This window comes from Mycobacterium interjectum (assembly GCF_900078675.2).
Taxonomy (GTDB): domain Bacteria; phylum Actinomycetota; class Actinomycetes; order Mycobacteriales; family Mycobacteriaceae; genus Mycobacterium; species Mycobacterium interjectum.
On the sequence record NZ_LT546237.1, the window covers coordinates 1,474,036 to 1,498,925 of the forward strand.

General features: G+C 68.0%; 27 protein-coding genes and 3 pseudogenes. 12 read left to right on the forward strand and 18 right to left on the reverse strand.

Translation table 11 applies throughout. From position 1 onward, the window contains the following. The first annotated feature begins 176 nt into the window (after nt 1–176). Nucleotides 177–2,117 carry a flavin-containing monooxygenase gene (locus BN4348_RS41315; protein ID WP_066912725.1) on the forward strand — a complete coding sequence of 647 codons (1,941 nt, stop codon included), beginning with the start codon at nt 177–179 and terminating at the stop codon, nt 2,115–2,117. Between the two features lie 10 nt (nt 2,118–2,127). Next, nucleotides 2,128–3,153 carry an alcohol dehydrogenase family protein gene (locus BN4348_RS41320; protein WP_066912727.1) on the forward strand — a complete coding sequence of 342 codons (1,026 nt, stop codon included), beginning with the start codon at nt 2,128–2,130 and terminating at the stop codon, nt 3,151–3,153. On the opposite strand, the gene BN4348_RS41325 is transcribed toward BN4348_RS41320, so the two are convergent. The 3 genes from BN4348_RS41325 to dtd all read right to left on the reverse strand — a co-directional run bounded on the left by BN4348_RS41325 (nt 3,150) and on the right by dtd (nt 5,323). Further along, nucleotides 3,150–3,902, reverse strand: a complete 753-nt coding sequence (locus BN4348_RS41325; RefSeq protein WP_066912729.1) for an HAD-IB family hydrolase — start codon at nt 3,900–3,902, stop codon at nt 3,150–3,152. The genes BN4348_RS41320 and BN4348_RS41325 overlap by 4 nt on opposite strands. Before the next feature lie 6 nt (nt 3,903–3,908). After that, the gene (locus BN4348_RS41330; RefSeq protein WP_066912732.1) at nt 3,909–4,826 is read right to left on the reverse strand and encodes a class I SAM-dependent methyltransferase; all 918 of its coding nucleotides are present in this window, start codon (nt 4,824–4,826) and stop codon (nt 3,909–3,911) included. Nucleotides 4,827–4,891: 65 nt separating this feature from the next. Beyond that, entirely contained in the window at nt 4,892–5,323 is a 432-nt protein-coding gene (gene dtd, locus BN4348_RS41335) for a D-aminoacyl-tRNA deacylase (RefSeq protein WP_066912734.1), read from the reverse strand. A gap of 51 nt (nt 5,324–5,374) precedes the next feature. Here dtd and BN4348_RS41340 point away from each other — a divergent pair, with 51 nt between their 5' ends. Further along, nucleotides 5,375–5,680, forward strand: coding sequence for an MTH1187 family thiamine-binding protein (locus tag BN4348_RS41340; protein WP_066912737.1), 306 nt, complete (start codon nt 5,375–5,377; stop codon nt 5,678–5,680). On the opposite strand, the gene BN4348_RS41345 is transcribed toward BN4348_RS41340, so the two are convergent. Next, nucleotides 5,677–6,171, reverse strand: a complete 495-nt coding sequence (locus BN4348_RS41345) for a macro domain-containing protein (RefSeq protein ID WP_066912939.1) — start codon at nt 6,169–6,171, stop codon at nt 5,677–5,679. The two genes, BN4348_RS41340 and BN4348_RS41345, sit on opposite strands and share 4 nt — an antisense overlap. A gap of 329 nt (nt 6,172–6,500) precedes the next feature. Here BN4348_RS41345 and BN4348_RS41350 point away from each other — a divergent pair, with 329 nt between their 5' ends. Further along, nucleotides 6,501–7,769 carry a competence/damage-inducible protein A gene (locus BN4348_RS41350; protein WP_456238197.1) on the forward strand — a complete coding sequence of 423 codons (1,269 nt, stop codon included), beginning with the start codon at nt 6,501–6,503 and terminating at the stop codon, nt 7,767–7,769. A gap of 2 nt (nt 7,770–7,771) precedes the next feature. Here the strand turns inward: BN4348_RS41350 and BN4348_RS41355 are convergent, their stop codons facing one another. Next, a complete protein-coding gene (locus BN4348_RS41355; protein ID WP_167670469.1) occupies nt 7,772–9,034 on the reverse strand; it encodes a sialate:H+ symport family MFS transporter in 1,263 nt (420 codons plus the stop codon). Between the two features lie 52 nt (nt 9,035–9,086). On the opposite strand from BN4348_RS41355, the gene BN4348_RS41360 reads away from it, so the two are divergent. Next, a complete protein-coding gene (locus tag BN4348_RS41360) occupies nt 9,087–10,154 on the forward strand; it encodes an amidohydrolase family protein (RefSeq protein ID WP_066912741.1) in 1,068 nt (355 codons plus the stop codon). Between the two features lie 42 nt (nt 10,155–10,196). Next, nucleotides 10,197–10,589, forward strand: coding sequence for a phage holin family protein (locus BN4348_RS41365; protein ID WP_066912743.1), 393 nt, complete (start codon nt 10,197–10,199; stop codon nt 10,587–10,589). 14 nt (nt 10,590–10,603) lie between these two features. Here BN4348_RS41365 and BN4348_RS41370 read toward each other — a convergent pair whose 3' ends face one another. The 7 genes and pseudogenes from BN4348_RS41370 to BN4348_RS41405 all read right to left on the reverse strand — a co-directional run bounded on the left by BN4348_RS41370 (nt 10,604) and on the right by BN4348_RS41405 (nt 15,999). Next, nucleotides 10,604–11,386 carry an enoyl-CoA hydratase/isomerase family protein gene (locus tag BN4348_RS41370; RefSeq protein ID WP_066912745.1) on the reverse strand — a complete coding sequence of 261 codons (783 nt, stop codon included), beginning with the start codon at nt 11,384–11,386 and terminating at the stop codon, nt 10,604–10,606. Next, entirely contained in the window at nt 11,383–12,366 is a 984-nt protein-coding gene (locus BN4348_RS41375; protein WP_235852715.1) for an FAD-dependent oxidoreductase, read from the reverse strand. Before BN4348_RS41375 ends, BN4348_RS41370 begins: the two co-directional genes overlap by 4 nt. Before the next feature lie 16 nt (nt 12,367–12,382). Continuing rightward, the gene (locus BN4348_RS41380; RefSeq protein ID WP_066912747.1) at nt 12,383–12,850 is read right to left on the reverse strand and encodes a hypothetical protein; all 468 of its coding nucleotides are present in this window, start codon (nt 12,848–12,850) and stop codon (nt 12,383–12,385) included. A gap of 318 nt (nt 12,851–13,168) precedes the next feature. Beyond that, nucleotides 13,169–13,618: pseudogene (locus BN4348_RS61390) on the reverse strand (Fur family transcriptional regulator); the annotation flags it as partial. A 731-nt stretch (nt 13,619–14,349) separates the two neighbouring features. Further along, nucleotides 14,350–14,844, reverse strand: coding sequence for an SRPBCC family protein (locus tag BN4348_RS41395; protein WP_066912751.1), 495 nt, complete (start codon nt 14,842–14,844; stop codon nt 14,350–14,352). Further along, nucleotides 14,844–15,485 carry a nitroreductase family protein gene (locus BN4348_RS41400; protein WP_066912753.1) on the reverse strand — a complete coding sequence of 214 codons (642 nt, stop codon included), beginning with the start codon at nt 15,483–15,485 and terminating at the stop codon, nt 14,844–14,846. The genes BN4348_RS41395 and BN4348_RS41400 overlap by 1 nt, the downstream gene beginning before the upstream one ends. Nucleotides 15,486–15,516: 31 nt before the next feature. Beyond that, on the reverse strand, nt 15,517–15,999 hold the full coding sequence (locus tag BN4348_RS41405) for a carboxymuconolactone decarboxylase family protein (RefSeq protein ID WP_066912754.1): 483 nt from the start codon (nt 15,997–15,999) through the stop codon (nt 15,517–15,519). Nucleotides 16,000–16,172: 173 nt separating this feature from the next. Here BN4348_RS41405 and BN4348_RS41410 point away from each other — a divergent pair, with 173 nt between their 5' ends. From BN4348_RS41410 to BN4348_RS59510, 5 genes and pseudogenes are all read left to right on the forward strand, one after another. After that, nucleotides 16,173–16,889, forward strand: coding sequence for a hypothetical protein (locus tag BN4348_RS41410; RefSeq protein WP_235852716.1), 717 nt, complete (start codon nt 16,173–16,175; stop codon nt 16,887–16,889). Nucleotides 16,890–16,997: 108 nt separating this feature from the next. Continuing rightward, nucleotides 16,998–17,771 (forward strand): annotated as a pseudogene (locus BN4348_RS41415) (IS481 family transposase); the annotation flags it as partial. 61 nt (nt 17,772–17,832) lie between these two features. After that, nucleotides 17,833–18,903 carry a class I adenylate-forming enzyme family protein gene (locus BN4348_RS41420; RefSeq protein ID WP_235852717.1) on the forward strand — a complete coding sequence of 357 codons (1,071 nt, stop codon included), beginning with the start codon at nt 17,833–17,835 and terminating at the stop codon, nt 18,901–18,903. A 28-nt stretch (nt 18,904–18,931) separates the two neighbouring features. Continuing rightward, complete coding sequence (locus BN4348_RS41425; RefSeq protein WP_066912946.1) at nt 18,932–19,645, forward strand: hypothetical protein; 714 nt, start codon at nt 18,932–18,934, stop codon at nt 19,643–19,645. Nucleotides 19,646–19,775: 130 nt separating this feature from the next. Continuing rightward, the gene (locus BN4348_RS59510; protein ID WP_235852718.1) at nt 19,776–20,156 is read left to right on the forward strand and encodes a LysR substrate-binding domain-containing protein; all 381 of its coding nucleotides are present in this window, start codon (nt 19,776–19,778) and stop codon (nt 20,154–20,156) included. A 101-nt stretch (nt 20,157–20,257) separates the two neighbouring features. Here BN4348_RS59510 and BN4348_RS41435 read toward each other — a convergent pair whose 3' ends face one another. Genes BN4348_RS41435 through BN4348_RS41460 form a run of 6 tightly spaced genes read right to left on the reverse strand, consistent with a single transcriptional unit; the run spans nt 20,258 to nt 23,986 of the window. Continuing rightward, nucleotides 20,258–21,115, reverse strand: a complete 858-nt coding sequence (locus BN4348_RS41435; RefSeq protein WP_066912756.1) for a lipase family protein — start codon at nt 21,113–21,115, stop codon at nt 20,258–20,260. Continuing rightward, complete coding sequence (locus BN4348_RS41440; protein WP_066912757.1) at nt 21,115–21,711, reverse strand: YbhB/YbcL family Raf kinase inhibitor-like protein; 597 nt, start codon at nt 21,709–21,711, stop codon at nt 21,115–21,117. Before BN4348_RS41440 ends, BN4348_RS41435 begins: the two co-directional genes overlap by 1 nt. Before the next feature lie 37 nt (nt 21,712–21,748). After that, a complete protein-coding gene (locus BN4348_RS41445; RefSeq protein WP_066912759.1) occupies nt 21,749–22,192 on the reverse strand; it encodes an SRPBCC family protein in 444 nt (147 codons plus the stop codon). A 35-nt stretch (nt 22,193–22,227) separates the two neighbouring features. Next, nucleotides 22,228–23,232, reverse strand: coding sequence for a synaptic vesicle VAT-1 family membrane protein (locus BN4348_RS41450; RefSeq protein WP_066912761.1), 1,005 nt, complete (start codon nt 23,230–23,232; stop codon nt 22,228–22,230). A gap of 20 nt (nt 23,233–23,252) precedes the next feature. Next, nucleotides 23,253–23,675 carry an SRPBCC family protein gene (locus BN4348_RS41455; protein WP_066912763.1) on the reverse strand — a complete coding sequence of 141 codons (423 nt, stop codon included), beginning with the start codon at nt 23,673–23,675 and terminating at the stop codon, nt 23,253–23,255. Then, nucleotides 23,672–23,986: an ArsR/SmtB family transcription factor gene (locus tag BN4348_RS41460; RefSeq protein ID WP_066912765.1), complete on the reverse strand. Its 315-nt coding sequence runs from the start codon at nt 23,984–23,986 to the stop codon at nt 23,672–23,674. The genes BN4348_RS41455 and BN4348_RS41460 overlap by 4 nt, the downstream gene beginning before the upstream one ends. An 86-nt stretch (nt 23,987–24,072) precedes the next feature. On the opposite strand from BN4348_RS41460, the pseudogene BN4348_RS41465 reads away from it, so the two are divergent. Beyond that, nucleotides 24,073–24,786: pseudogene (locus tag BN4348_RS41465) on the forward strand (MBL fold metallo-hydrolase); the annotation flags it as partial. Between the last annotated feature and the right edge of the window lie 104 nt (nt 24,787–24,890).

Below are 24,890 nucleotides of genomic sequence, written 5' to 3' on the forward strand. Positions count from 1 at the left end.
GGCCTCGGCGGCTACATTGGCGCCCCCGGCGCCAACGGAAAGCCGTAGCGGCACACCCGGCGGGCGGCGCGCCAATCCTTGATCCCCTCCGTCGCAACGGGGTAGCGTGGTCCCGGCAATTACGAACCTCCGAGTAGCGTAATTCGCCGCCCCCGTCTACCGGAAGGATCGGCTTGATGCGCAGCCGCTACGCCGGCCATCCCTTCACCACGCCGACCGCCGAGATCGAGGCCGCGCTCGAGGATGTCAGCATCCCGACCCTGCTGCTCTCCCTCGTCCACATCACCGGTGACCCGCGGTTCATCCGCGACTTCAAGCCCATGGGCATCTTCCTCAACGAGGTTCAGGGCTTCATGTCCGAGGAGGACAAGGCGCGGGCCCGCGCGGCGGCGCTACCGGTGCTCACCGAGTACCGGGACCGCGGTTGCCCCGAACCCGAGCCGCTGAGCCTCGAACTGATCCGGGAGATGATGGACTGGGCGGCCTGCGAGCACGTCACCGACGACTACCTGCCGCTGATCCTGGAAGAGATGGATCTCGACGGCGTCGACCCGCGGCGTCCGGCCCCCCTGCCGACGGAGTCCGCCGCCAAACTACCCGTCCTGGTGGTGGGGTGCGGGGAGTCCGGTCTGCTGGCCGGCATCCGGCTCAAACAGGCCAACATTCCCTTCACCATCGTCGAGAAAAACGCCGGACCCGGCGGAACATGGTGGGAGAACAGCTATCCCGGCGCCCGCGTCGACGTCGCAAACCATTTCTATTGCTACAGCTTCGAACCCAACAACGATTGGACGCACTTCTTCGCCGAGCAATACGAGCTGCGGGACTATTTCACGCAGGTGATGAACAAGCACGGGCTGGCCGAGCACATCCGGTGGAACACTGAGGTCGTCGAGGCCGAATGGAACGATGCCGACGGGTTGTGGAGCGTCTCGCTGCGCGGCCCGGACGGCCAGACGAGCACGATCACCACGCGGGCCGTCCTGACCGCGGTCGGTCAGCTGAACCGGCCCAATATCCCCGAATTCGACGGCGCCGACACCTTCGCGGGACCGTCATTTCACTCGGCGGCCTGGGACCACTCGGTCGATCTGACGGGCAAGCGGGTCGCGCTCATCGGCGCCGGCGCCAGCGGCTTCCAAATCGCACCAGCGATCGCCACCCAGGTCGAGAAGCTCACGGTTTTCCAGCGCACCGCCCAGTGGATGTTCCCGAACACCATGTATCACGACGAGGTCGGCGACGGGGTGCGCTGGGCGATGCGCCACCTGCCCTGCTACGGCCGGTGGTACCGGTTCCTGGTGCTCTGGCCGGGCGCCGACAAGGGACTCGACGCCGCCGAGGGCGACCCCAACTACGCGGATCAGGACTACGCCGTCAGCGAGATCAACGCCGCCGCCCGAATGATGTTCGCGCAGTGGATCACCAGCCAGGTCGGCGAAGGCTCGAACTCTCAAGAGTTGTTGGACAAGGTGTTACCCGACTATCCCGCGACCGGGAAACGGACACTGCAGGACAACGGCAGCTGGCTGCAGACGCTGCAACGCGACAACGTCGAGTTGGTGCGCACGCCGATCCAGAAGATCACGCCGCACGGCGTCGTCACGCAGGACGGTGTGACGCACCAGGCCGACGTCATCGTCTACGCGACCGGGTTTCGCCACACCGATGTGTTGTGGCCGCTGAAAGTGCTCGGCCGCAATGGGATTGACCTGCACCAGATGTGGGGGAGCCGACCCTACGCCTACCTCGGCATCACGGTGCCGGGATTCCCGAACTTCTTCATCATCTACGGGCCCGGAACTCATCTCGCCCACGGCGGCAGTTTGATCTTTCAGTCCGAACTCCAGATGCGCTATGTCGGCCAGTGCCTGCAGCGGCTGGCCCAGGAGAAGCTGCACTCGATGGAACCAACGCCGGACGCCGCCGCCGAGTGGCATCGACGGACACAGGACCAGATCACGAAGATGGTGTGGTCGCACCCCGCGGTCAAGCACTCCTACTTCAAGAACGCCGACGGCGAGATCCACACCGTCAGCCCGTGGCGCCTCAACGAGTACTGGGCCGCCGTGCGCCAGCCCGACTGGTCCCAATTCGTTCTGCGGCAAAGAAAGTGAGCACACCACCATGCGAACGGTAGTCCTCGACGGGCCACGCAATATCGAGGTCGACACGCGCCCCGATCCGGCACTCCCGGGTCCCGACGGAGCGATCGTTTCGGTCACCGCCGCCGGAATCTGCGGATCCGACCTGCACTTCTACGAGGGCGACTACCCGCTGGCCGCGCCGATGACGCTCGGGCACGAAGCGGTCGGCACCGTCGTCGAAGTCGGACCCGACGTGCGCACCGTCAAGGTCGGCGACCAGGTCATGGTGTCATCGGTGACCGGCTGCGGCGCCTGCCCCGGATGCGCCACCCGCGACCCGGTGCTGTGCTTCTCCGGGTTTCAGATCTTCGGTGGCGGCGTCCTTCCCGGCGCGCAGGCCGACCTGCTCGCCGTGCCCGCGGCCGACTTCCAGCTGCTCAAGACGCCCGACGGGATCAGCACCGAGCAAGCGCTGCTGCTCACCGACAACCTGGCCACCGGTTGGGCGGCGGCCCAGCGAGCCGACATTCCGCCCGGTGGCACGGTGGCGGTGATCGGCCTGGGGGCGGTGGGCCTGTGCGCCCTGCGGTGCGCATTTTTTCACGGCGCCGCAACGGTTTTCGCCGTCGACCGCGTCGACGGGCGGCTGGACCGCGCCGCCGCGTGGGGAGCGACGCCGGTCAAGCCGCCCGCCGTAGCGGCCATCCTGGCGGCCACCGGCGGACGCGGAGCCGACTCGGTGATCGACGCCGTGGCCACCGACGCATCCCTGACCGACGCGCTGAACGCGGTGCGGCCGGGAGGCACCGTCTCGGTTGTCGGTGTGCACGACATGAACCCGTTTCCGCTCAACGCGCTGGGCTGCCTGATTCGCAGCATCACGCTGCGGATGACCACGGCGCCGGTGCAGCGCACCTGGCCGGAATTGATCCCGCTGCTGCAAGCCGGCCGGCTCGACGTCGACGGCGTCTTCACCACGACGCTGTCATTGGACGAGGCTGCCAAGGGTTACGCGACCGCGGAGTCGCGCTCCGGCGACGAGGTGAAGGTCCTGCTGACGCCTTAACGCCGCATCCGCACTCGGCGACGGCCCGACGTGAGACACATCACCGGCCACCCGTGCGCGGCGGCCGCCGCGGCGAGCCCGGCGCGGGGATTCACCGGCCGCGGACACCCGACGACTGACATCGCCGCCGCATCCTCGTCACCGTCGGCGTAGAAGTAACTGCGCTGCGCCGCAACGCCGTTGACGGAACAGAATTGCTGTACCGCGGCGGCCTTGGTGGCCCCCCACACGATCGGTGTGACGATCCCGCCGGTCAGCCGCCCGTGCTCGTCGAGCTCGAAGTGGTTGCACTGCACGTCGGAAATGCCGAGGAAGCGCGCGACGGGCAAGGCCTGAATGGACAGCGCGGACGAGCTCAGCACGACGGCGTGCCCGCGGTCCTGATGCGCCTGCACGATGTCATGCATGTGCGAATACAGGCGCGCGGCAACGCGTTCGACGAACAGGCGATCGCCCAGCTCCTCGAGCTCGGTGAGCGATTCCCCACGCAGGTAACCGGCCGCCCGCACGATGAGTTGCTCGAACTCCAACCGACCGAAGCGGTATCGCAGCGCGGCTTCGAACACGCCGAGGAGCTCGCCGAGCCCGGCCTGGCGGCGACGGATCCGATCACCGACGTGGACGGCCGCGGTGAAGCCGTCGACCAACGTGCCGTCGAGGTCGAAGAAGGCAGCGATCCCGGGCCCCGGTGTGCTGGCGCGGATCTCCGCGATGGCGTCGGCGGGAGAGAGCCTCGTGAGCGGCACCATTTCGGCTCACCCGGACCGCGTCGCCGTGATGTATTGGGAGCGCATGAACGCGTCAATCTTGACGTCCACCTGCGGCGGGGTCATCCCGTAGCCGGCCTGCAGGTCGAGCGTGTTGCGGACGGGCTCGACGGCCCAGCCGTGCGCGGCGAGCCATTCCGCGGGGTCGCCCTTGGGCTCGTAGGTGAGGGCGGAGAAGTCCACATCGCCGGACATGTTGACCCCGGGGTGGTCCGTCTCCAGGGCGGCGAGCTGCTCGCGATCCAAGCGGGATCCCAGCGCGCCTATGGCGATTCGGCTGCCCGGCGCGCTGAGCCCGCTGATGCGGGTGAAGAGCGCGTTCTGGGCTTCGTCGGTCAGATAGGGCAACACGCCCTCCACCGACCAGGCGCTGGGGGTCTCGGTGTCGAAGCCTGCCGTTTCCAACCGCCGCGACCAGTCGGTGCGCAAATCGGCCCCGACCTCGACCCTGCGGGCTTTGGGCGTAGCGCCTTGCTCGCCGAGCACCCGTCCCTTGAATTCGAGGACCTTCGGCAGGTCAACCTCGAAAACGGTTGTGCCATCGGGCCAGTCAAGGCGGTACGCGCGAGAGTCCAATCCCGCGGCGACGATCACGGCCTGTTGGATGCCCACCTCGGCGGCGGAGACGAAGAAGTCGTCGAAGAACCGGGTCTGCACACCATAGAGGCGCGGGAATGCCGTCTCGTCCTCGGAGGTGCCCGGATTGGCAAGCACACCCGCCAGATACGGGTCCTGCGCGGCGGCGATGAAAACCTGCGCGTATTCGTCGCGGACCAGCGGCCGCGGGCTGATGGCGTGCAGCGCCCGCCATCCCGCCACCAGCAGCGCGGTGTAGCCCACGCCGCTGACGATGTCCCACTGGTCGTCGTCGGAGCGAAGCGACCCGAATTCGGGCGAAGTGCTCATGGTCGCCCCCTCACGTCAGAGTCAGCCACGGGCCGACATCAACCAAGGTACCTGCGGTGCCGTCGTCAAATCTCGAGAATCACCGTGACCGGTCCGTCGTTCACCAATTCGACCTGCATATTCGCGCCGAACACGCCCGTCTGCACGTCGGCGCCCAGCGCGTGCAGCGCCGCGGCGAACGCGTCGACCAGCGGTTCGGCCACCGCGCCGGGGGCGGCCGCGTTCCAGGACGGCCGCCGGCCCTTCGCGGTGTCGGCGTACAAAGTGAACTGGCTGACCACCAATATCGGCGCGTGGACATCGGCGGCGGACCGTTCATCGGCGAGAATGCGGAGATACCAGAGCTTTTCGGCCAGCCGTCGCGCCTTGCCGGGATCGTCGTCATGAGTGACACCGACGAAAGCCAACAAACCCTGGCCGGCCGGCCGCAGAGCGCTCACCACTTGGCCGTCGACCGACACCGATGCCGACGAGACCCGTTGCACCAGAACCCGCATGGCCCTCGATGCTGCCAGGCCGGGCTCGAAAATGGTGGGTAGGCTCGTGACGTGTCCGTGCTCGTCGCGTTTTCCGTCACCCCGCTGGGCGTGGGCGAGGGCGTCGGCGAGATCGTCGCCGAAGCGGTTCGGGTGGTCCGCGAATCCGGCCTGCCCAACAAGACGAGTTCGATGTTCACCGAGATCGAGGGCAACACCTGGGAGGAAGTGATGGCCGTCGTGCAGCGCGCAGTCGAGGCCGTGGCCGCCCGCGCGCCCCGGGTCAGCACGGTGATCAAGGTGGACTCCCGGGCAGGCGCCCAAGACGCGATGACGCAAAAGGTCGCGTCCGTCGAGCGCCGCCTGTCCGGCGGCTAAGCCTGCACCACGTCCCGGAACGCCCGCTCCGCCGCGTCACCGTGGACGGCGAATACCACCTTCTCCAGCGAGGTCGCGCGGTGTTCCCGGACGACGTCGACCATCAGCCGCGCCGCGTCGTCGAGCGGGAAACCGCCGACGCCCGTGCCGAAGGCCACCAGGGCCAGCGAGCGGCAGCCGAGTTCGTCGGCCTTGCGCAACGTGGCACCGGTCGCCCGGGCGATGATCTCGGCCGAGGTCGGGCCGCCGAGCTCCATGGTCGCCGCGTGGATGACGTAGCGCGCGGGCATGTCGCCAGCGGTGGTTTCCACCGCGTCCCCGAGCTCGATCGGCGCCTTCTCAGTCGATTCGCGCTGCACGTCGGGCCCGACGGCACGGGCAATCGCCGCGGCGACACCGCCACCGTGCCGCAGTTCGGTGTTGGCGGCGTTGGTGATCGCGTCGAGTTCGAGCTTGGTTATGTCGGCCTGCACTACCTCTAACTCGATCATTCGTTCATTGTCCGTCTGTTGCCGGGCGCCGGCGCACACCCTGCCCGGCCGCGCGGGGATTTCAACAACCCGGGCTTCTCAGCCACTCGTGCCTAGCTTCGCGCGAACTGCGAGGACTAGGCCGGCCTGGCTCCCAGCGAGGCAGGTGCGACCGGTACCACGAGCGAAACACCCCTGAGCGGCAGCGCCGGAGGAACCGGTGGCGCAGGTGGCGAGGGCGGAGCCGGGGCGCAGCGGCCAAGCCGGGCAAGCCGGGCCGCTAGCTCCTGACGGTAACGCGCGTCGGGCAGTTGCCTTCGAGGCCTCGCCGCGCCAGTAGGCTCGTGTCGGTGAGCGCACGCGCAGGCATCGTTGTCACCGGAACCGAAGTCCTCACCGGCCGAGTCCAGGACGCGAACGGCCCCTGGATCGCCGACCGCCTGCTGGAACTGGGCGTGGAACTGGCGCACATCACCATCTGCGGCGACCGGCCGGGCGACATCGAGGCGCAGCTGCGTTTCATGGCCGGGCAGGGCGTGGACCTCATCGTCACCAGCGGAGGCCTGGGGCCGACGGCCGACGACATGACCGTCGAGGTGGTGGCACGGTTCTGCGGCCGCGACCTCGTGCTCGACACCGAGGTCGAGCAGAAGATCGCGAACATCCTCAAAAAGCTGATGGCGCACTTCGATCAGGGAAATTTCGACGCGGTGCGCGCCGCCAACCGCAAGCAGGCCATGGTCCCCGCAGGTGCGCAGGTGCTCGACCCGGTGGGGACCGCGCCGGGCGTGGTGGTGCCCGGCCGACCGGCGGTGATCGTGCTTCCGGGACCGCCGCGCGAGCTGCAGCCGATGTGGCGCAGGGCCATCGAAACCCCCGCGGCGCAGGAAGCGATCGCCGGCCGGACCACGTACGAGCAAAAGACGATCCGGATGTTCGGGCTGCCCGAGTCGGGGCTCGCCGAAACTCTGCGTGACGCCGAGAAATCCGTCGCCGGCTTCGAGCGCCTGGAGATCACCACCTGCCTGCGGCGCGGCGAGGTCGAAATGGTCACGCGCTACGAGCCGGACGCCGCGGACGTCTACGCGCAACTGACCCGGTTGCTGCGCGACAAGCACGCACAGCAGATCTACTCCGAGGACGGCTCGAAGGTCGACGATGTGGTCGCCGGGTTGCTCAGCGGCCGCTGGATCGCCACGGCGGAGTCCTGCACCGCCGGCCTGTTGGCGGCGCGGCTGACCGACCAGCCGGGCTCGTCGGACTACGTGGCGGGCGGGGTGGTGTGCTATTCGAACGAGGCGAAGGAACAACTGCTCGGCGTTGACCCGGTGCTGATCGAGGCGCATGGCGCGGTGTCCGAGCCGGTGGCCGAGGCGATGGCGGCCGGTGCGCTGAAACGCTTCGGCGCCGATACCGCGGTCGCGATCACAGGGATCGCCGGCCCGGGTGGCGGCACGCCGGAAAAGCCGGTCGGCACGGTGTGTTTCACGGTGATGCTGGCGAACGGGCGCACAGACACCAGGACGCTGCGGCTACCCGGCAACCGGTCCGACGTCCGGGAACGGTCGACGACGGTGGCGATGCATCTGCTGCGGCGCATACTCCCCGACGGGGACTGAGTTCACGCCATTTCTGTTGGCAGAAAAGCGCTTTCAGCAGTGCCAAAGCGAATCCCCGTGGCATCCTTACCAATCAACGTCAAGAAAGCCACGGCGATCAGCACCGGCACGATCGTCGCCGCCAGCGCGAAGGGATAGCCGTGCGACTCGGCCAGGCGCTCCTGGATGGGCAGGTTGAACGCGGCCAGCAGGTTTCCCAGCTGATAGGTCACGCCGGGGTAGAGGCCCCGGATGGCGTCGGGTGACATCTCGGTCAGATGCGCGGGGATCACGCCCCACGCTCCCTGCACGCAGACCTGCATCAGAAACGACCCGAGACACAGCATCGCCGCGGTGTGCGAGTAGGCGAACAGGGGCACGATCGGCAGGCCTAACAACGCGCAAAAGATGATCGTGTGACGGCGGCCGAATCGCTGTGACAGCGAACCGAACACCAGCCCGCCGATGATGGCGCCGAGGTTGTAGACGATCACGATCCACTTGACGGTGACACTGGACAAACCGGCGCCGTGGTTGGCGGTCGCCCCCAAGAAGGTGGGGTAGACGTCCTGCGTTCCGTGGCTCATCCAGTTGAACGCCGTCATCAGCAGCACCAGGTAAATGAATCGACGGACGATCGCGCCGTCGCGCAGCACGTCGCGAATCCTGGTGCTGGTGAGGCGCATCCGGTCCTGTGCGGCCTCCCAGACCTCGGATTCCTCCACGCGATAGCGGATGATCAGGCTGACCAACGCCGGGATGATGCTCAGCCCGAACAGCCAGCGCCACGAGAAGCCCAGCCAATTCATCACCACCAGCGAGGCGACGCTCGCCAGCAGATAGCCGAAGGCGTAACCCTCCTGCAGCAGCCCGGAGAAGAACCCGCGCCGCTCCACGGGAACCTTCTCCATCGCGAGCGCCGCGCCCAGCCCCCACTCGCCGCCCATCCCGATGCCGTAGAGCAGACGCAGGATCACCAGCACGGTGAAGTTCGGCGCGAATGCGCACAGGAATCCGACGACGGAGTAGAAGATCACGTCGACCATCAGCGGAAGCCGCCGGCCGACGCGGTCGGCCCAGAGCCCGAATATCAGCGCGCCGACGGGGCGCATGAACAGGGTGGCGGTGGTGACGAACGCGACCTCAGCCTTGCTGATATGGAACGTCTTGGCGATGTCGGCGTAGACGAGCACGACGATGAAGTAATCGAAGGCGTCCATCGTCCAGCCCAACAACGCCGCGACGAATGAATTTCGCTGATCGGCGGTCAAGCGTTGTGAGGTCACTGGAGCATCGTGCAGTACCGGGCGGCGATGCGCGAGAGTAAGTTCCGGATACATGCGAATCATCGACGCCGATGGACACGTCGCCGAGAACTCCTCGCTGGCGATCGAGGCGATCAAGCGCTGGCCCGACCACGTCAAGCCCAGCAGCGACGGGCGGCTGCGGTTGACGCTGGAGGGCCGCAACTACCCGGAGGACCAAGGACCGGGAGCCGGCTGTCCGCCCGAGCACGGGATCAGCAAGGCGCCCGACATCAATTGCCGGTCACCCGAGGGCGTGCTGGGCGACGCCGACCGCGACCACATCGACACGATGGTGCTGTATCCGAGCATGGGGCTGTGCGCACCCAGCCTCGAGGACCCCGAATTCGCGGCGGGATTCTCGCGCCTCTACAACCAGTGGATCGCCGATTACTGCGCCTCGTCCGGTGGCCGCTTGCGCGGCGTCGCCGTGACCCCGATCGAACACGGCCAGGCGGCTGTCGACGTCATGACCGAGGCCAAGGAGCTCGGCCTCGTGGCTACCCTGGTCCCGCCGGCGCTCAAGACCCGCAACCTCGACCACCCGGACCTCGATCCGTTCTACGCCGCGGCCGTCGAGCTCGGGATGCCGCTGGGCGTTCACGGTGCCCCCGGCATTCACCTGCCGAAGATCGGCGTGGACCGGTTCACCAATTACATTCAGGTGCACTGCATCAGCTTTCCCTTCGACCAGATGACGGCGATGACCGCGATGGTCTCCGGCGGCGTCTTCGAGCGCCATCCCCAGTTGCGGGTCGCCTTCCTGGAGGCGGGCGCGGGCTGGGTCCCGTTCTTCATCGATCGCCTGCACGAGCATTACGAGAAGCGAGGCGACTGGGTCGAGCGCGGCTGGCGCCGCGATCCGCACGAATACCTGGCAGCGGGCAACATCTTTGTGACCTGCGAACCGGAGGAACCGATCCTGCCCGGCGTGATCGACGTGCTCGGCGCCGACTTCATCATGTTCGCCAGCGACTACCCGCACTGGGACGGCGAATGGCCGGAGAGCACCAAGCACCTGCGCACCCGCGCGGACATCAGCGAGGAGGCTCGCGCAAAGATCGGCGGGCTCAACGCGCAGCGCTTCTACAACCTGAACTGAATGGGCTGACTCCGGGCACACCCGGTGGCAGGATCTTGGGCCATGGGCCCTTTTCTGCTTCGTGCCGCGCTGACCGGCCTCGCCATGTGGATCGTCACCCTCTTCATGCACGGAATCAGATTCGTCGGCGGCAACACCACGCTGCAGACGGTCGCCATCATTTTCGTCGTCGCCGTGATCTTCGGCCTGGTCAACGCGTTCATCAAGCCGGTCGTCCAGATCTTGTCGATCCCGCTCTACATCCTGACGCTGGGGCTTGTTCATATCGTGATCAACGCCTTGATGTTGTGGATCACCGCATGGATCACCGCGCACACCACGCACTGGGGACTGCAGATCGACCATTTCTGGTGGACGGCGATCTGGGCCGCCATCCTGTTGTCGATCGTGAGTTGGGTCCTGTCGCTGGTGATCCGTGACGTCACTCGCGCCTGAGCGCACCTAAACCTTCAGCGGCCCCGCCAGCGCGGCGGCCGCTTCTCGGCGAAGGCGCGCGGTCCCTCCTTGGCGTCCTCGGTCTCGAAAACCCGGTCGCTGTGCCGTGTTTCGTTGTCGTAGGCCGACTTGAGGTCGAGCGCCAGGCCCTCGACGGCCGACTGTTTCGTCGCGAAGACCGCGAGTGGCGCGTTGGCCGCGATGCGCTCGGCGTAGCCATACGCGGTGTCCATCAGCCGGTCGGCGGGGACCACCCGGTTGATCAGCCCCATGGCCAGGGCCCGCTCCGCGTCCACCATGTCGGCGGTCAGCAGCAGCTCCATCGCGAGCGGGTACGGCATCTGACGGGGCAGCCGAACGGTGCTCCCACCGCCGGCGAACAGGCCGCGCTTGGGCTCCATCACCGCGAAGCGCGCCTCGGGCACGGCGACGCGGATGTCGGTGGAGGTCAGCATCTCGAAGCCGCCCGCGACGCAGGTGCCGTTGACGGCGGCAACGATCGGCTTGTACACCGGGAACCGATGCAAGACGGCGTGGATCGCGTCGTCCTTGTTCCAGCCCTCGGGCCTGGGCAGGTCCCCGGTGAGTTCCGGGATGAATTTCTTGAGGTCGGCCCCCGTGCAGAAGTCCCGGCCGGTGCCGGTGACCACGGCGACCCAGGCGCGATCGTCGTCGCGGAACGCCGCCCAGGCGTGGGCCAGATCGCGGAAGTGCTCCATGTCCAACGAGTTGCGTGTCTCGGGACGGTTGATCGTGATGTTCGCGACGTGGGCCTGCAGCGCGTAGTCGATGCTCATCGCCCCTCCGGGTGATTGACCAGGCGCACCACGTCGCGCGCGCAACCCCACGACAGCGTCACGCCGTTGCTGCCGTGCCCGTAGTTGTGAATGCACCGGGCCCGTCCGAGCGGCTCGGCCTGCACCCGCACTGCCGGCCGGTCAGGCCGCAGCCCGGTGATCGTCTCGATCACCTCGGCCTCGCGCAGTCGCGGCTCGACGCGGCGGCACCGCTGCAGGATGCGGTCGGTCACCTCGGGATCGGGGGTCGTGTCCCAGCGGCCGGGAATGCTGATGCCACCGCACACCACGCGCTGCGGGTGCGGGAAGAAGCAGGTCCATTCCCGGCCGTGGTTCAACTCGATAAACAGTTGCTGCACACCGGGATTCGCCAGGACGACGTGCTGGCCGAACAGCGGCCGCACGGAGTCGTCGCCGGTCAACGCTCCCGCGCCCAGCCCTGCGCAGTTGACGACGATGGCTGCGGCGTCGGCGGCCTCGGCCAGCGATCGGACGGGGCGCACCTCGATCTCGCAGCCGGCCGCGGCCAGCCGGCGGGTCAGGTAGTCGAGGTAGCGCGGCATGTCGATCATCGGCATGCTGGCGCGAAAGCCGGCGCCGAAGCCGTCCGGCACGTCGGCCGGATCGGCCCGCCGCAGGTCGGGGATCAGCTTGGCCGCGGGCGAGGCGGCCTCGGCCCCGATGAATTCCCCGACGGCCAGCGCCGGCGCCAGGACAACCCCGGTATCCGGGTCGTCGGCCAGTCCGCGAAACACCCGCAGGGAATGCGCGGTCCAATCCAAGGTCGCCGCGGCGCGTTCGGCAGGGCGCGGGGGCGCCCACACCGCCCCCGCCACCACCGAAGTCGTCTCTTGGGGTAGCGCGGCCGCCCACACCCGCACCGGCCGGCCCGCCTCGGCCAGGCAGATGGCCGACGTCAAGCCGCTGACGCCGGCACCGATGACGACAATCTGTTGCGGGTCGCCCGCCTCACTTGCCAATGGGCAGCGAGCTCCGTCAGGAATGGGGGGGTGGCGGGCCATTCTGGCCGCCGAGAAGCCCGTTGAGGATCCCGAGAGTGCCCTGCACACCCGCAGGTGGCGTAGTGGGCGGCGGAGTGGCGTCGGGCGTCAGCTGCCAGGGCTGGCAGCCCGATGTCTTGAACGATTTGTCCGTGGGGTCGATCTGCACCACCTGTGGCTTTTTGCTCAGGGCGTTGTCGACGAGGTTGCCGTCGGGGTTGCCCGTCCGCTTCCAGTAGCAGGTGCCGTCGCCGACGGGTCCCGCCGAGCTGTAGATGCCGGGCGCGATGTCGCTTCCGACCGCGAACGTGCCGTCGTGGTCCATCGTGGTCTTCGGCGCGGGTGGCGGCGTCGGCTCAGGATCGGCGCCGGCGACGGCCGCGGATGCCGCCCAGCCGGCAAGCAGCACTACTCCTGCGGCGGCAGCTCGTGCCGCCGCGGATGCTTTAACCTTGAACCCCACGACGCACCAGCCTACCGGTGCGAGCAACTCATTTCATATAGACGTTGACGGGCGTGAAACGGAAGGCTCGATGGGATGCTCGTTGCTAGCCACTGTGGCATCAGCGATGTCGTAGCGAGCCCAGCCGGCATTGGCTCCCAGCCCGCCTGTCCCAATTCCGGCCGCCTTCAACCCGGTAATGGGCGTGAGCGGGCCGGGAGCAAGCCATTCCCCCGGGCCCGGGGTTGGCGTTGGCGTCGGCAACGGTTGGCCATCGCTCGCTGGCAGGTTGCCGCTGTCGCCCGAGCTAAGCAGGCCGGGGGGGAGTTGTTCTGTGGGACTGTGGTCCCCGATGGCTTGAGGCACCTGTGATACCGAGCAGCCGGGACAGCGACCCCAGTAAATGACCTCCGCACCGTCGAGTTGGAAGCCGCTGGTGTCCGAAACGGTCAAGCAGGGTGACGCGCCGACGGCACAGTCGACATCGGCGATCGCCCCGCAACTCCGGCAGACCATGTGATGGTGGTTGTCGCCGACGCGAGTTTCGTAGCGCGCGACCGAGCCCGGGGGCTGTACCCGTCGCAAGAGACCGACGTCGGTCAGCGCGTGCAGGATGTCGTACACCGCCTGCCGGGACACGTCGGGCAGACAGGCGCGCACGGCTTCGATGATCGTTTCCGTGTCGGCGTGCGGGTTCAGGTGCACCGAATGGAGCACCGCGATCCGCGGGCGGGTAACGCGCAGATCGGCCGAACGAAGGCGCTCCGCATAACGCGCCACGGAGGGCACCTGAACGAGGCGGAGGTCTTTTCTGGAATTGATCAAGCTCTGACCTTTCCCTCGGACCGCGAAACCGCCCTGCCGTTGCGGCGCCTGCGTTATGAGACGGATTGTCGCGGCGCAGCCAAGGCTAGGGGCCCTTGGCACCTTATGGTGTGTTTTCGACAAATCGCACCACCTTCTTTGATCCTTCGCAATCCGAGCAGCAACCAAATCTTGGGTCCGCCCACGCGAAGCGTTTTCTTCGACGCAAACTAGCCCCCGTAAAGTACCGTCGGTTCAGTTCTTCGCGCGTTTGGACGCCCGTCGGGAGGGTTCCGCTGCGGCCGCGGGGCGCACCCAGCACCAGTTGTGTGCCTCGACCGCCGTCGAAGCTCGCCGACCACGACCAGCATCCCCGCCCGTCGGCCCACACGAGCTGAAGCCCCCGCAGCTCACGCCCGTACATTGCGATCGCGGCAGTCATGTCGTCGACGTGGGTCGGACCGGGGAGGGTGAGCCGGGCGCCGGGTTCGCGCGCATCGACGTCCCAGCCAGGCCGGTGCGTACTGGTAGGGAAGGTGCGTACTGGTAGGGAAAGCGATCGTCCTCGACGGATTACACCGTCCGGCCGCGGATCTTGCCGCGGATCACCCCGAGATAGTCGTCGACGGTGCGGCCCGGGTGGTCACACATCCGGCGCATGTTTGGCCGCACGCGATCCGCCGGGCGACGAAAAGCGTTGTCGGGGAAAAGGATTGTTACGTCAGCCGGCGCACTTTGCCGGCGTAGCCCAGCGCGTGCTCGTAGGTGTCGAGGTTGTCGCGGGAAATCCTCGCGTGCACCGGACGTTCGAGGAAGAAGCGCAGCACCGGATTGTAGGCGTGGTAGGTCTCGTGGAAGGTCAGCACGGTGGTGCCGTCGGGCTGCTCCTCGAGTTCGTGATAGCCCTCGGCGCGCGACCACAGCGGCGCGCCGACCGCGACGTATCGCGACAGCTTGTTCATCTCCGCCTCGGTCACGGTCTCCCACGACCGCGCCCTGCCGCCCGACAGCAGGTACTTGGGGACCGGGAAGACGCAGGTGCGGACCAGGCCCTCGCCGGCCTCGTTGCCTTCGTTGAGGATCTCCATGCTGCCCGTCGGCCAGGTGAGCACTCGCGGCCTCGGCGCGTTCGGCGGAACCGGCGGATGCAGCACCCGCCACACCTTCCTCGGCGGCGCGTCGACGTGGAATCGCACGGTGTAGGACTGCATCAGCGTTCTCCAACCGGATGTCCCCAGGCATCCCAATAGGTGATGGTCTCCGCGGGCGGCCGCTTGGCCGGCCGGAAGTCGGTGCCGATCGTGTAGGCGACGGGGAAAAGGGCGGCCTGGGTTGCCGTGTCCGGGATGCCGAGCAACTCGGCCACCTCGCGCTCCCTGGCCAGGTGCATCGTCGTCCACACCGAGCCCAGGCCGCGGGACCGCAGGGCGAGCAAAAAGCTCCAGCCGGCCGGGATGATCGACGCCCAGGCCGACGCGGCCGTCAACAGATTCGAGTTGTCGATGCGGTTGTCCAGGCAGGGGATGACATGCACGGGAACGCGGGCCAGCGTCTCGGTCAGGGCCTGCGCGCCGGCATACACGCGCCGGGTCTGCGGATCGGACGCCTCCTTGGCCGCGTACGCCAGATACTCGGCGCCGACGCTGTGGTAGATGTCGGCGATCGCGGCGCGCTTGCCGGCGTCGGTGATCACCAGCCAGCGCCAGTCCTGTGCGTTGCTCGCGGTGGGCGCCTGCATGGCGAGACGTATGCACTCGAGGATCACCTCGCGGCCGACGGGCCGGTCGAGGTCGAGACGGTTGCGCACGGCGCGCGTGGTGGTCAGCAACTCATCGACGGTCGCGATGTCCATCGGATCCTTACTTTTGTTGGTCGAAGGCCGCTCAAAGCTCGATGGCGCAGGACTGGTCGACACCGAGCACCGCCAGCGAGCGGCCCAGGCCGAGGAACACCGCGGCGCACAGCGTCAGATCGAGGACCTCCTCGTCGGAGAACACGGCGCGCAGCCGCTCGAAGAACCCGTCGTCCATCGATGCGTGGTTGTTGGCGAAGCGTTCGGCGAACTCGATGGCAAGGCGCTGACGCGGAGTGTAGCCGGGGTAGCTGGCGTAGGCGGCGACGTTGTCGTAGAGATCCGGGGCGACGCCGGCGTCCAGCACGGACTGGGCGCGGAAATCCGAGCAGGCGACGCAGTCGTTGATCTGGGCGATTCGCATCCGCGCCAGCTCCCGCTCCTCGACCGGCAGAATGCTTTGCTCGTACGCGCCCCGGATCATCCGCTCGACCATGCCGCCGAGCTGCGGCCGCAGCGTCCAGATCATGGCGGGTTCGCCGCCGGGACCATCCGGCACATCGAGTCGGGCCATCCGTGAACTCCTGCCCGGCGAAGGTCGTTACCGTATCGAAGCAAACCAGATTCTCGACTCGACTGTCTAGGTTGGCGAACGCGCCTCATTGTGCATATGTCGACCCGGCGCGGCGACCGAAGAGTGGCCGGGTTACCGTCCGTTAAACGTGGGCGTTTAAAGCAGAGCGCCCCGTGTTTGGAGGTCTCGGCGTGCTGTTCATGCACGAGGTACACAGGGTGCGCGGCCGCGCCGAGGACGACTTCGAGGCCGCGTTTCGGGAGGGCTGGATGCCCATGCTCGGCGCCGACGACGACGCGCGGCTGCTGTGGTATGCCGATCACGCCCAAGGCAGCGGGCCCGCCTACACCGTCGTCACCATCACCGCGGTGCGCGACGGGGCGGCGTGGGAACGGCTCGCTTTGCGGGTGCAGCAGGGCGACTTGCAGAAGTGGATCCGCGGCGTCGACGAACTCCGCCACGAGGTCGAGGCCAAGCTGTTGGTCCCGCTAACGTGGTCGCCCCTGCAGGAAGTGTCGTTCGGCCAAGTGCCGACCGACGGCCGGGAGCACGAACTGACGCTCTACATGGAAGACACCATGTGGCCCTACCAGGACAAGTTCGAGGAATACATCGACCGCTGCGGCGACGTCTACGCCCGCAGCCTGGAGCGGCCGGCCTCCATGCTGACGATCCAGGCGGCCTTCCAGCCCGCGCTGGGCAGCCACCTGCGCCGCGAGGTCATCCTGATGCAGCGCATCAAACGGCCGGAGCAACTGCTCGAGCTGCTCCGGACTCACATTCCGTCCGAATACCGCGCGCCGGGCACCTGGATGCACGACGCCCTGGATCTGCGCGACCAGTGGACCAGCCGGCTGCTGCGCAGCTCCGCGTGGTCACCGCTGTATTAGGTGTACTGACCACGGACGTTAGAGACGGCGTGGCGTGGTGACATAACGAAGACCTCCGAGTGAAGTGCGAGCTGTCGAGGAACGCACTAACTCACTCCGGAGGTCTTCGTGTCCCACCGTAATGCCCCTTTGTCTGAAACCGGGTGGCTGCGTCTTGCGCGTTGCATCGTGGAGGACGGCTGGCCGCTACGCCGGGCTGCCGAGCGGTTCCAGGTCTCGGTTGGCACCGCTGCTCGCTGGGCCGGGCGCTACCGTGAACTCGGTCCTGTCGGCATGGCCGACCGCAGTTCACGGCCTCACCACAGCCCCAACAGGACACCCGCACGCACCGAACGGCGCATCATCAAAGTCCGGGTGATCCGACGCTGGGGGCCAGCACGGATCGGTTATCTGCTGGGGTTGCATCCCTCGACCGTGCACCGGGTGCTGACTCGGTATGGCCTGGCCAAATTGCGTTGGCTCGATCGCCCCACGGGGCAGGTGATCCGCCGGATGGAATCGGCAGCGTGTGGCGATCTGGTTCACATCGATGTCAAGAAACTGGGCAAGATCCCCGCCGGGGGCGGTTGGCGGATGCTGGGCAGAACCGCCGGCAGACGCAACAGACAAGCCGACAAGAGTTCAGGGCAGATCAGCAAGTACCGCAATCCGGTGCGCGGATATCACTTTCTGCATACCGCGATCGACACCCACTCGCGACCGGCCTACAGCGAGCTGCTGGCCGACGAGCGCAAGGAAACCGCTGCGGCGTTCTGGTGTCGCGCTAACGCCTGGTTCAACGAATGCGGCTTTTCAGTGCGACATGTGTTGACCGACAACGGATCTTGCTACCGATCCCACGCCTTCGCCGACGCTCTCGGCGAGATCAAACACCGCCGGACTCGNCGCGGGGGAGCCGTACGTCGAGCGCCTCCGCGACGCGGGCGCGCCGACGGTATTGACGGTGTCCGACCTCGCCGACGAAAAGCCCGAGCCGGCACCGCCTGCCGACGACGCCGACCGGGACGCCCTGGTGCTGTTCACCAGCGGCACGACTGGGCTCCCCAAGGCCGTCGGCATCACGGGCCGGCGGCTCACCGCGCGGATCACGGGAGTGGCGGCTCCCTTCCGGGCGGGAGCCAAACCCGCGATCGGGATCATGTGCGTCCCCTTCTTTCATGTCGGCGGCGCGCTGGGCACGCTCGGCGCTTTGTACTCGGGTAACACCTCGGTGGTGCAGCCGCGGTTCGACGCCGGCGAATGGTTACGTCTGGTGTCGGAGCACCGGGTGGCGACCACCTTCCTGGTGCCGACGATGCTGCAGCGCATCCTCGACCACCCGGACTTCCCCAACACCGATCTGACGTCCTTGGTCGCCATCGCGTACGGGGCCGCCGCCGCGCCAATCACCTTGGTACGCAGGGCGATGGCCGCGCTGCCGCACGTCGCGTTCGCCAACGTGTTCGGCCAGACCGAGACGCTCGGGGCGTACACGAGCCTGCTGCCCGACGACCACCGCGACCCGTCCCGCACCGGCTCGGTCGGCCGCCCGCTACCCGGGGTCGAGGTGCGGGTGGTCGATCCCGCCACCGGCAACGACGTGGCGCCCGGAACGGTGGGGGAGCTGTGGGTGCACACCACCCAGAACGTGACCGAAGGCTGGCTTCGCACCGGTGATCTTGCCCGCCAAGATTCCGACGGCTACCTCTTCCCGTCCGGCCGGCTGAGCGACACCATCAACCGGGGTGGCGAGAAGTTCGGGCCGGTCGAGGTCGAGGAGGCGTTGCGTTCCCATCCCGCGGTGAGCGACGTCGCGGTCGCCGGGCTCGCCGACGAGGAGCTTGGCCAGCGGGTCGGGGCGGCCGTAGTGGTGTGCGCGCCAGTGACACTCGAGCAGTTGCGAGCGCATTGCCGCGAGTTGATCGCCTACTTCAAGCTGCCGGAGCGGCTGGCGATCGTCGACCAGATCCCCTACAACGCGACCGGCAAAGTCAGCCGCCGCCAGATCGCCGCGCTCATCGTGGGCGAGACCTGAGCCAACACCTGAAACCCCGGGAGTGCCAGTGCTGTTTCTTCACGAGACCCACAAGGTGGTCGGCGCGCGGCAGGACGAATTCGAAGCCGCCTACCGCGACGGCTGGATGCCCACCCTGGCCGGCGAGGACAACGCGCGGCTGCTCTGGTACGCCAACCAGGCCCACGGCAGCGGGGCGTCCTACACCGTCGTCACCATCACCGGGATCAGCGACGGCGCCGCCTGGGAAAGCCTGGCCCGCCGGGTCCGGACCGGGGACCTTCGGCACTGGATGCGCGAACTGGACAACCTGCGCCACGAGGTGACGGGCAAGCTGCTGCTGCCGGTCGCGTGGTCACCCCTGCAGACCGTCGATCTGGCCAACGTGCCCGCCACCGCCCAGACCCACCCGCTGACCATGTTCATGGAGGACACCGGCTGGCCCCACTCGCCGCTGGACGACTACATCCGCTCCTGGGACGAGATCTACTACCGGCCGCTGTCCCAGGCGCCCGCCAGGATGCGCATCCTCGACATCCAGGCGTGCTTCCAGGTGGCCCACGGCAGCTATCGCCGCCGAGAAGCCATGCTGTGGCAGAAGATTGACGACGCCAACAACTACGCCGCCCTCGTCCACCTGCTCACCAAGGAGATCCCGGCCGAGCACCGGGCGCCCGGCAGCTACATGTTCGAGGCCCTGAAGTTCCGCGATCAGTGGGAGAGCCGGCTGCTGCGGACGTCCGACTGGTCACCCCTGTACTGAGCTGGTCTCAGGATCCTGGCCGCCTCACCGACCATCTCGGCGACCACGTCGGCGGCGGGCTGGACCTGGCGGATGCGCCCGACTGCCTCGCCGATTATTATGGCCGCGGTGTCGAAATCCTGCTCAGCCGTTGCTGTTTCGAAGGCCTCCACCGCCTCGGCGACCGAACCTGACAGTTGTTCCTCGTTACCATGCCAGGTGTCGGGGAAAGAGTTGCTTAGGGCCCTCCAGCGGCACCACCAGCCCGTGGTCCTGGCCCGCGGGTGCGGGTCCGGAAACGATCGTCGAGACAACGAATTTCGACGAGTGGATCGAATTCGTTGCGGCCGATCGCGGCTTCGGCGCGATCCCCGACGTGGCGGTCAGGCGCAACATTCACCCCGGCGTGCGGCTCATCGCGCTGCGGGGAGCGCCCGAAAGCCCCGTCTCACTCGCGTTTCTGGCCCGCGCGCGCAACGCCGTGCTGCGCCGCTTCGTCAAGGCCGCCCTGCAGAGCGGTCAAGCGATCTGAGGGGCCAGCCACGGCCGGTTGCCGCGGCGTGTCGTCGCCGCGAGGGCAGCGGCTGCTGGGATCGGCCGACCTGGCCGGGATCTCGGGTTAGCAAGCGCCCGTCACGGCTTGCACGCGGGCTCCAGCGGAAGCACCGCCCCGCCGGATTGCAGGGACAGCAGGTACAGGTATGTCGCCAGCGAATGTTCGCATAGCACCGAATATTTCACCAGCACCTTCGGCGGAAGCGGCACCAGCCGAATCGGGTTCAGGTCGTAGCGGGTGAGCACGTGCTCATAGTCGACGGGAGGCGGCAACGCGGGGACGACGTCCAACCGGTTCGCGACGCGATAGGAGTTCTTGACCACCTGGTCAAAGGTGCTAGCAAACAGCGAATCCCCGGTGCGCGGACTGGCATAGGTGTAGACGGCCGGGGCGGTGAATGTCGTGTTCGCCGCCACGTCGAGGGCGAGCAGCGTCGCCAGGGCGCCGCCCAGGCTGTGCCCGCAGATGGTGACGGCGCCGACGGATTGTGAAAACGGAAGCGTCGCAAGCGCTTTGACGAGCGTCGGCGCACCCGGGTCGGTGCCGGTCCGCAGGGACTGGTACATCTCGGTGAAGCCGTCTTCGGTATGGCCCGCGCCGGCCAGGAACGGGCAGGGGACCTGCAGAAACTCGGCATCGTGAATCCATTCCAGCGTTCCCTCGGTGCCGCGGAGCGCGATCGCCACGTCGCCGGTCTTGTTCTCCTGGCAGATCACTCCGATGGACACCTCGACGTCGGCTCGGCCCGGGTTCATATCCGTTGCAAGGTCATTGGCGTAGACCGTCGTGACCACCGTGTAGTCGATGCCGCCGGCGCTCAGGGCCTGGCCGGCCTTGTTGGTCAGATCGCCCGGCGAGGTCGCATAGGTGGCGTTGACGAGTTGGCCGAATTCGATTGCCTTGGTTACGTCGAACGCCGGCAGTGTCGAAGGCATCAGCCCCCGAACGTTCCGGTGTACTGCGCGCGCCCGGACGCGGCCTGCGCTATCGCCTGCGCCGCTTGCGGCCCGGCGAGTCCCGGCGGGAGCTCGTACGTGGCGGGGAGCTGGTAGAGGGTGAACCGGTAGTGGTGCACGCCGGTGCCCGCGGGCGGGCAGGGCCCGCTGTAGCCGGCCTGGCCGGCCGAGTTCGGCAGGCCGCTCCCGCCGGCGGGCGTCCGACCATCCGCGGTGCTACCGGCGCCGGGAGGGATTCCGACGACAAGCCAGTGCACGTAGGGCCCGCGCGGGGCGTCGGGATCGTCGACAACGAGCGCCGCGCCCAACGGCGCCGACCACGTCAACGGCGGCGCGACGTCGGCCCCCTTGCAGGTGTACTGCGCGGGAATGGGCGCACCGTCGGCGAACGCCGGACTGCTGATGAGCAGCGGCCCGTCGGCGGGCGCCTGGGCGACGGTGCGACCGAGAGTGGTCACCTTAAGCGTCGACGAACCCGTCATGCGGCCGCCATCGCCGCCGCCGCACCCGGGCAGTGCCGCCAGCAGCGCCAGACCGGCGGTGACCGACGCGATGCGGTGAAATGTCGATTCCATAGAGGACAGTGTCGCTCCGGAAGCGTGGGTCCGGAAGCTACTTGTCACCCTTGACTTCGAGCACGCGCTTGCGCAGGCCCTCGGTCGCCGTCTCCATCAGTCCCTTGGCCCCCCGCCTGACCAGGAATCCCGGGACCGGCGCGGAAAGATCCACGGTGAGCTCGAAATGGACCCGCGTGGAATCGCCTTCGGGCGTCAGCGTGTAGCGGCCCTCCTGCGCGCGTTGCTGCTTGGCGCTCACCAACGACCAGCTGACCCCGTCGTCGTGGACGGAGTAGTCCAGCACCTGCTCGTCGCTGACGCCCACGAGTTTGACCGTTTGCCGGGATTTGCTCGGACGGCCCTGCTCGTCTCGCTCCAGGATTTCGACCTTTTGATGAACCGAGGACCACTGGGTCAACGACTCGAGGTCGAACAGCACGTCCATGATCTCGTCGGGCGTCGCGTCGATGACGACTTCGCGGGACTCGGTGATAGCCATGGGTGTTGGATAGCCCCCGTCGCAGTAACAAAAACTCAGGGCACCAGGACGACCTTGCCGATGTTCTCCCGGGCCGCCAGGATGCGGTGGGCTTCGGGCGCCTCGGCGAACGGCACCGCCGCGTGCACGACGGGGTCGATCCTGCCGTCGTCGAGCGCCTTTACCAGGGGAGTGATCCAGGGCTCCAGCGTGCCGCGGTCATCCCACAGCCGCAGCATGTTGAGGCCGATCACGGCCTTCGACTCCGAGAGCTGGTCCAGCAGGTTGAACCCGCGCAGCATGGCCAGCGCGTGCGGCGCGGCCGCGCGCAGCGAGCGCTTCTCCCCGTGCTGCATCGCCGAAACCCCGTAGCCCACCAGCCGTCCGCCCGGGCGCAGCAGGGCATACGACCGGCGCAGCGACGTGCCGCCCAGCGCGTCGAGCACCACGTCGTAGGGGCCGAGACCCTTCCACCAGCCGTCGCGACGGTAGTCGATGGCCCGGTTCACACCCAGTTCGGCCAGCTTCGCGTGCTTGGCGGGCGAGGCGGTGCCGTGCACTTCGGCCCCGGCGGCCTTCGCGAACTGCACCGCGGCGATGCCGACGCCGCCGGCGGCGGCGTGCACCAGGACCCGCTCGCCGGCGCGCAGCGACCCGTAGCCGTGCAGCGCGGCCCAGGCGGTCGCATAGTTGACGGGCACGGCCGCGCCCTGTTCGAAGCTCAGCGCGTCGGGGAGCCGCACGGAATCGTTCGCCGCGACGTTGACGACCTCGGCGTAGCCGCCGAATCGCGTGCCCGCCAGCACCCGTTCGCCGACGCGGCCGGCGTCGACACCGTCGCCGACCGCCTGCACCGTCCCGGCCACTTCGTAACCCACCACCGCGGGCAGTTTCGGCGCATCGGGATACATGCCGACGCGGGCGAGGTGGTCGGCGAAGTTCACCCCGGCCGCGCGCACGGCGACCCGCAGCTGCCCCGGGCCCGGTGCCGGCGGGTCGGGGCGCTGTTGAACCTGCAAGACCGAAGGGTCGCCGTGCCTGGTGATGACGATTGCGTGCATCGTGGTTCCTCCTCGAGGGCTCAGGCCTGTGCGGCGGCGTCGGAAAGGCGGGGGAGGACGACGTCGCGCCAGCCGGGGCCCATGCGCTCGAACGCCTCGGCCATCCTTTTGTCACTGAGGTCGAAACCGCTGTGTTCCAAGAACACTCGCGTTCCGGTGCCTTCCGGCTCCAGGCGCCAGGTCAGCGTCCAGGCCGCGGTGAAGGTATAGACGAACCGGTGCGGAGGATCGACCTCGAGGACCTTGCACGGTTGCCGGCCGTAGCCGGGCATGTCCAGGGTGAACTGGTGGCCGACCACGGCGGCCACGTCCCCCTCGGCCCACCAGCGTCGCATCAGCTCCGGTTCGGTCAGCAGCCGCCATACCTTCGCCGGTGGTGCGGCTACGAATTGGTCGAGCCGGATGGCGGCGGGCGCCTTGCCTGCCACGGGTGTCTCGGTCATTCCAGCTCCTCGGCTGCCTCGGCGAGCCCGGCCAGTCGGGCGCGCCAGAACTTCTCGAACGGATGCAGCCACTCACCGAGTTGCGCCAGCGGTTCTGCGGTCAGGCGGTAGATGCGCCGGCGGCCGTGCGGCTCGTCGGCCACCAGCCCGGCGTCGCGCAACACCTTGAGGTGCTCGGCGACGGCCGGGCGGCTGAGCTCGAACCGGTCGCTGAGTTCCCCCGCGGACAACGGCCGCGCCGTGAGGAGCTCCAGCAGCTCCCGGCGCACCGGGTTCGCCAGGGCAACGAAGACGCGATCGGCCGTGGCCACACCGCCAAGATATGTCGGACGTTCCCGACATGTCAACTTTTTCCGACATGTCCCGCGGCGTTCCCGCTGCGGCTACCGTCCTCCTTGTGCACTTCGCTTGGGAGCGACTGACCGACACCGTGCATCGCTGTCGGTTGGCGTTCTGCGACGTCACGGTCGGGCTGGTGCGCGGCGCCCACGGAGCGCTGATCATCGACACCGGAACCACCCTCGCCGAAGCCGCCGCGATCGAGGCCGATGCGCGACAGGTCACGGGGCGCCACGTGACCCACGTTGTGCTGACGCACAAGCACTTCGACCATGTCCTGGGTTCCTCGGCGTTCGGCGCCGCCGAGATCTATTCCGCGCCTGAAGTTGTCGAATATCTATCGTCGGGCACCGACCAACTTCGCGAGCACGCGCTCAGCTACGGCGCGCGGGCCGTCGACGTCGATCGCGCGATTTCGGCGCTGAAGCCACCTCGGCACGGGCTATACGACGCCACGATCGATCTGGGCGACCGCACCGTGACGGTGACTCACCCGGGGCGCGGCCACACGACGGCGGACCTGGTCGTGGTGGTGCCCGCCCCAGACGGGGAACGGGACCCGGTCGTGGTGTTCACCGGTGACCTCGTCGAGGAGTCGGCCGACCCTTGTATCGACGCCGATTCCGACCTGGGGGCCTGGCCGGCAACGCTGGATCGGCTGCTCGCGATCGGCGGCCCCCACGCCAGCTATGTCCCCGGGCACGGGAGGGTCGTCGACGCGGAGTTCATCCGTCGGCAACGGGATTGGTTGAGTGCCCGCGGCGGGCCGCGATGGGGGCCCGGGCGGACGGGGCCGGCTCAACGGGCACCGCGGGCCCGAACCCCCGGAGTACGGCACGGCAACGGTTTCGGCTCGGGACCATTGACCCCTGATTG

Coding starts and splice junctions, on each gene's coding strand:
- BN4348_RS41315 (WP_066912725.1), top strand. CDS start 177: ATGCGCAGCCGCTACGCCGGCCATCCCTTCACCACGCCGACCGCCGAG.
- BN4348_RS41320 (WP_066912727.1), top strand. CDS start 2,128: ATGCGAACGGTAGTCCTCGACGGGCCACGCAATATCGAGGTCGACACG.
- BN4348_RS41325 (WP_066912729.1), bottom strand. CDS start 3,902: ATGGTGCCGCTCACGAGGCTCTCTCCCGCCGACGCCATCGCGGAGATC.
- BN4348_RS41330 (WP_066912732.1), bottom strand. CDS start 4,826: ATGAGCACTTCGCCCGAATTCGGGTCGCTTCGCTCCGACGACGACCAG.
- dtd (WP_066912734.1), bottom strand. CDS start 5,323: ATGCGGGTTCTGGTGCAACGGGTCTCGTCGGCATCGGTGTCGGTCGAC.
- BN4348_RS41345 (WP_066912939.1), bottom strand. CDS start 6,171: ATGATCGAGTTAGAGGTAGTGCAGGCCGACATAACCAAGCTCGAACTC.
- BN4348_RS41360 (WP_066912741.1), top strand. CDS start 9,087: ATGCGAATCATCGACGCCGATGGACACGTCGCCGAGAACTCCTCGCTG.
- BN4348_RS41365 (WP_066912743.1), top strand. CDS start 10,197: ATGGGCCCTTTTCTGCTTCGTGCCGCGCTGACCGGCCTCGCCATGTGG.
- BN4348_RS41370 (WP_066912745.1), bottom strand. CDS start 11,386: ATGAGCATCGACTACGCGCTGCAGGCCCACGTCGCGAACATCACGATC.
- BN4348_RS41395 (WP_066912751.1), bottom strand. CDS start 14,844: ATGCAGTCCTACACCGTGCGATTCCACGTCGACGCGCCGCCGAGGAAG.
- BN4348_RS41400 (WP_066912753.1), bottom strand. CDS start 15,485: ATGGACATCGCGACCGTCGATGAGTTGCTGACCACCACGCGCGCCGTG.
- BN4348_RS41405 (WP_066912754.1), bottom strand. CDS start 15,999: ATGGCCCGACTCGATGTGCCGGATGGTCCCGGCGGCGAACCCGCCATG.
- BN4348_RS41435 (WP_066912756.1), bottom strand. CDS start 21,115: ATGCCTTCGACACTGCCGGCGTTCGACGTAACCAAGGCAATCGAATTC.
- BN4348_RS41440 (WP_066912757.1), bottom strand. CDS start 21,711: ATGGAATCGACATTTCACCGCATCGCGTCGGTCACCGCCGGTCTGGCG.
- BN4348_RS41445 (WP_066912759.1), bottom strand. CDS start 22,192: ATGGCTATCACCGAGTCCCGCGAAGTCGTCATCGACGCGACGCCCGAC.
- BN4348_RS41450 (WP_066912761.1), bottom strand. CDS start 23,232: ATGCACGCAATCGTCATCACCAGGCACGGCGACCCTTCGGTCTTGCAG.
- BN4348_RS41455 (WP_066912763.1), bottom strand. CDS start 23,675: ATGACCGAGACACCCGTGGCAGGCAAGGCGCCCGCCGCCATCCGGCTC.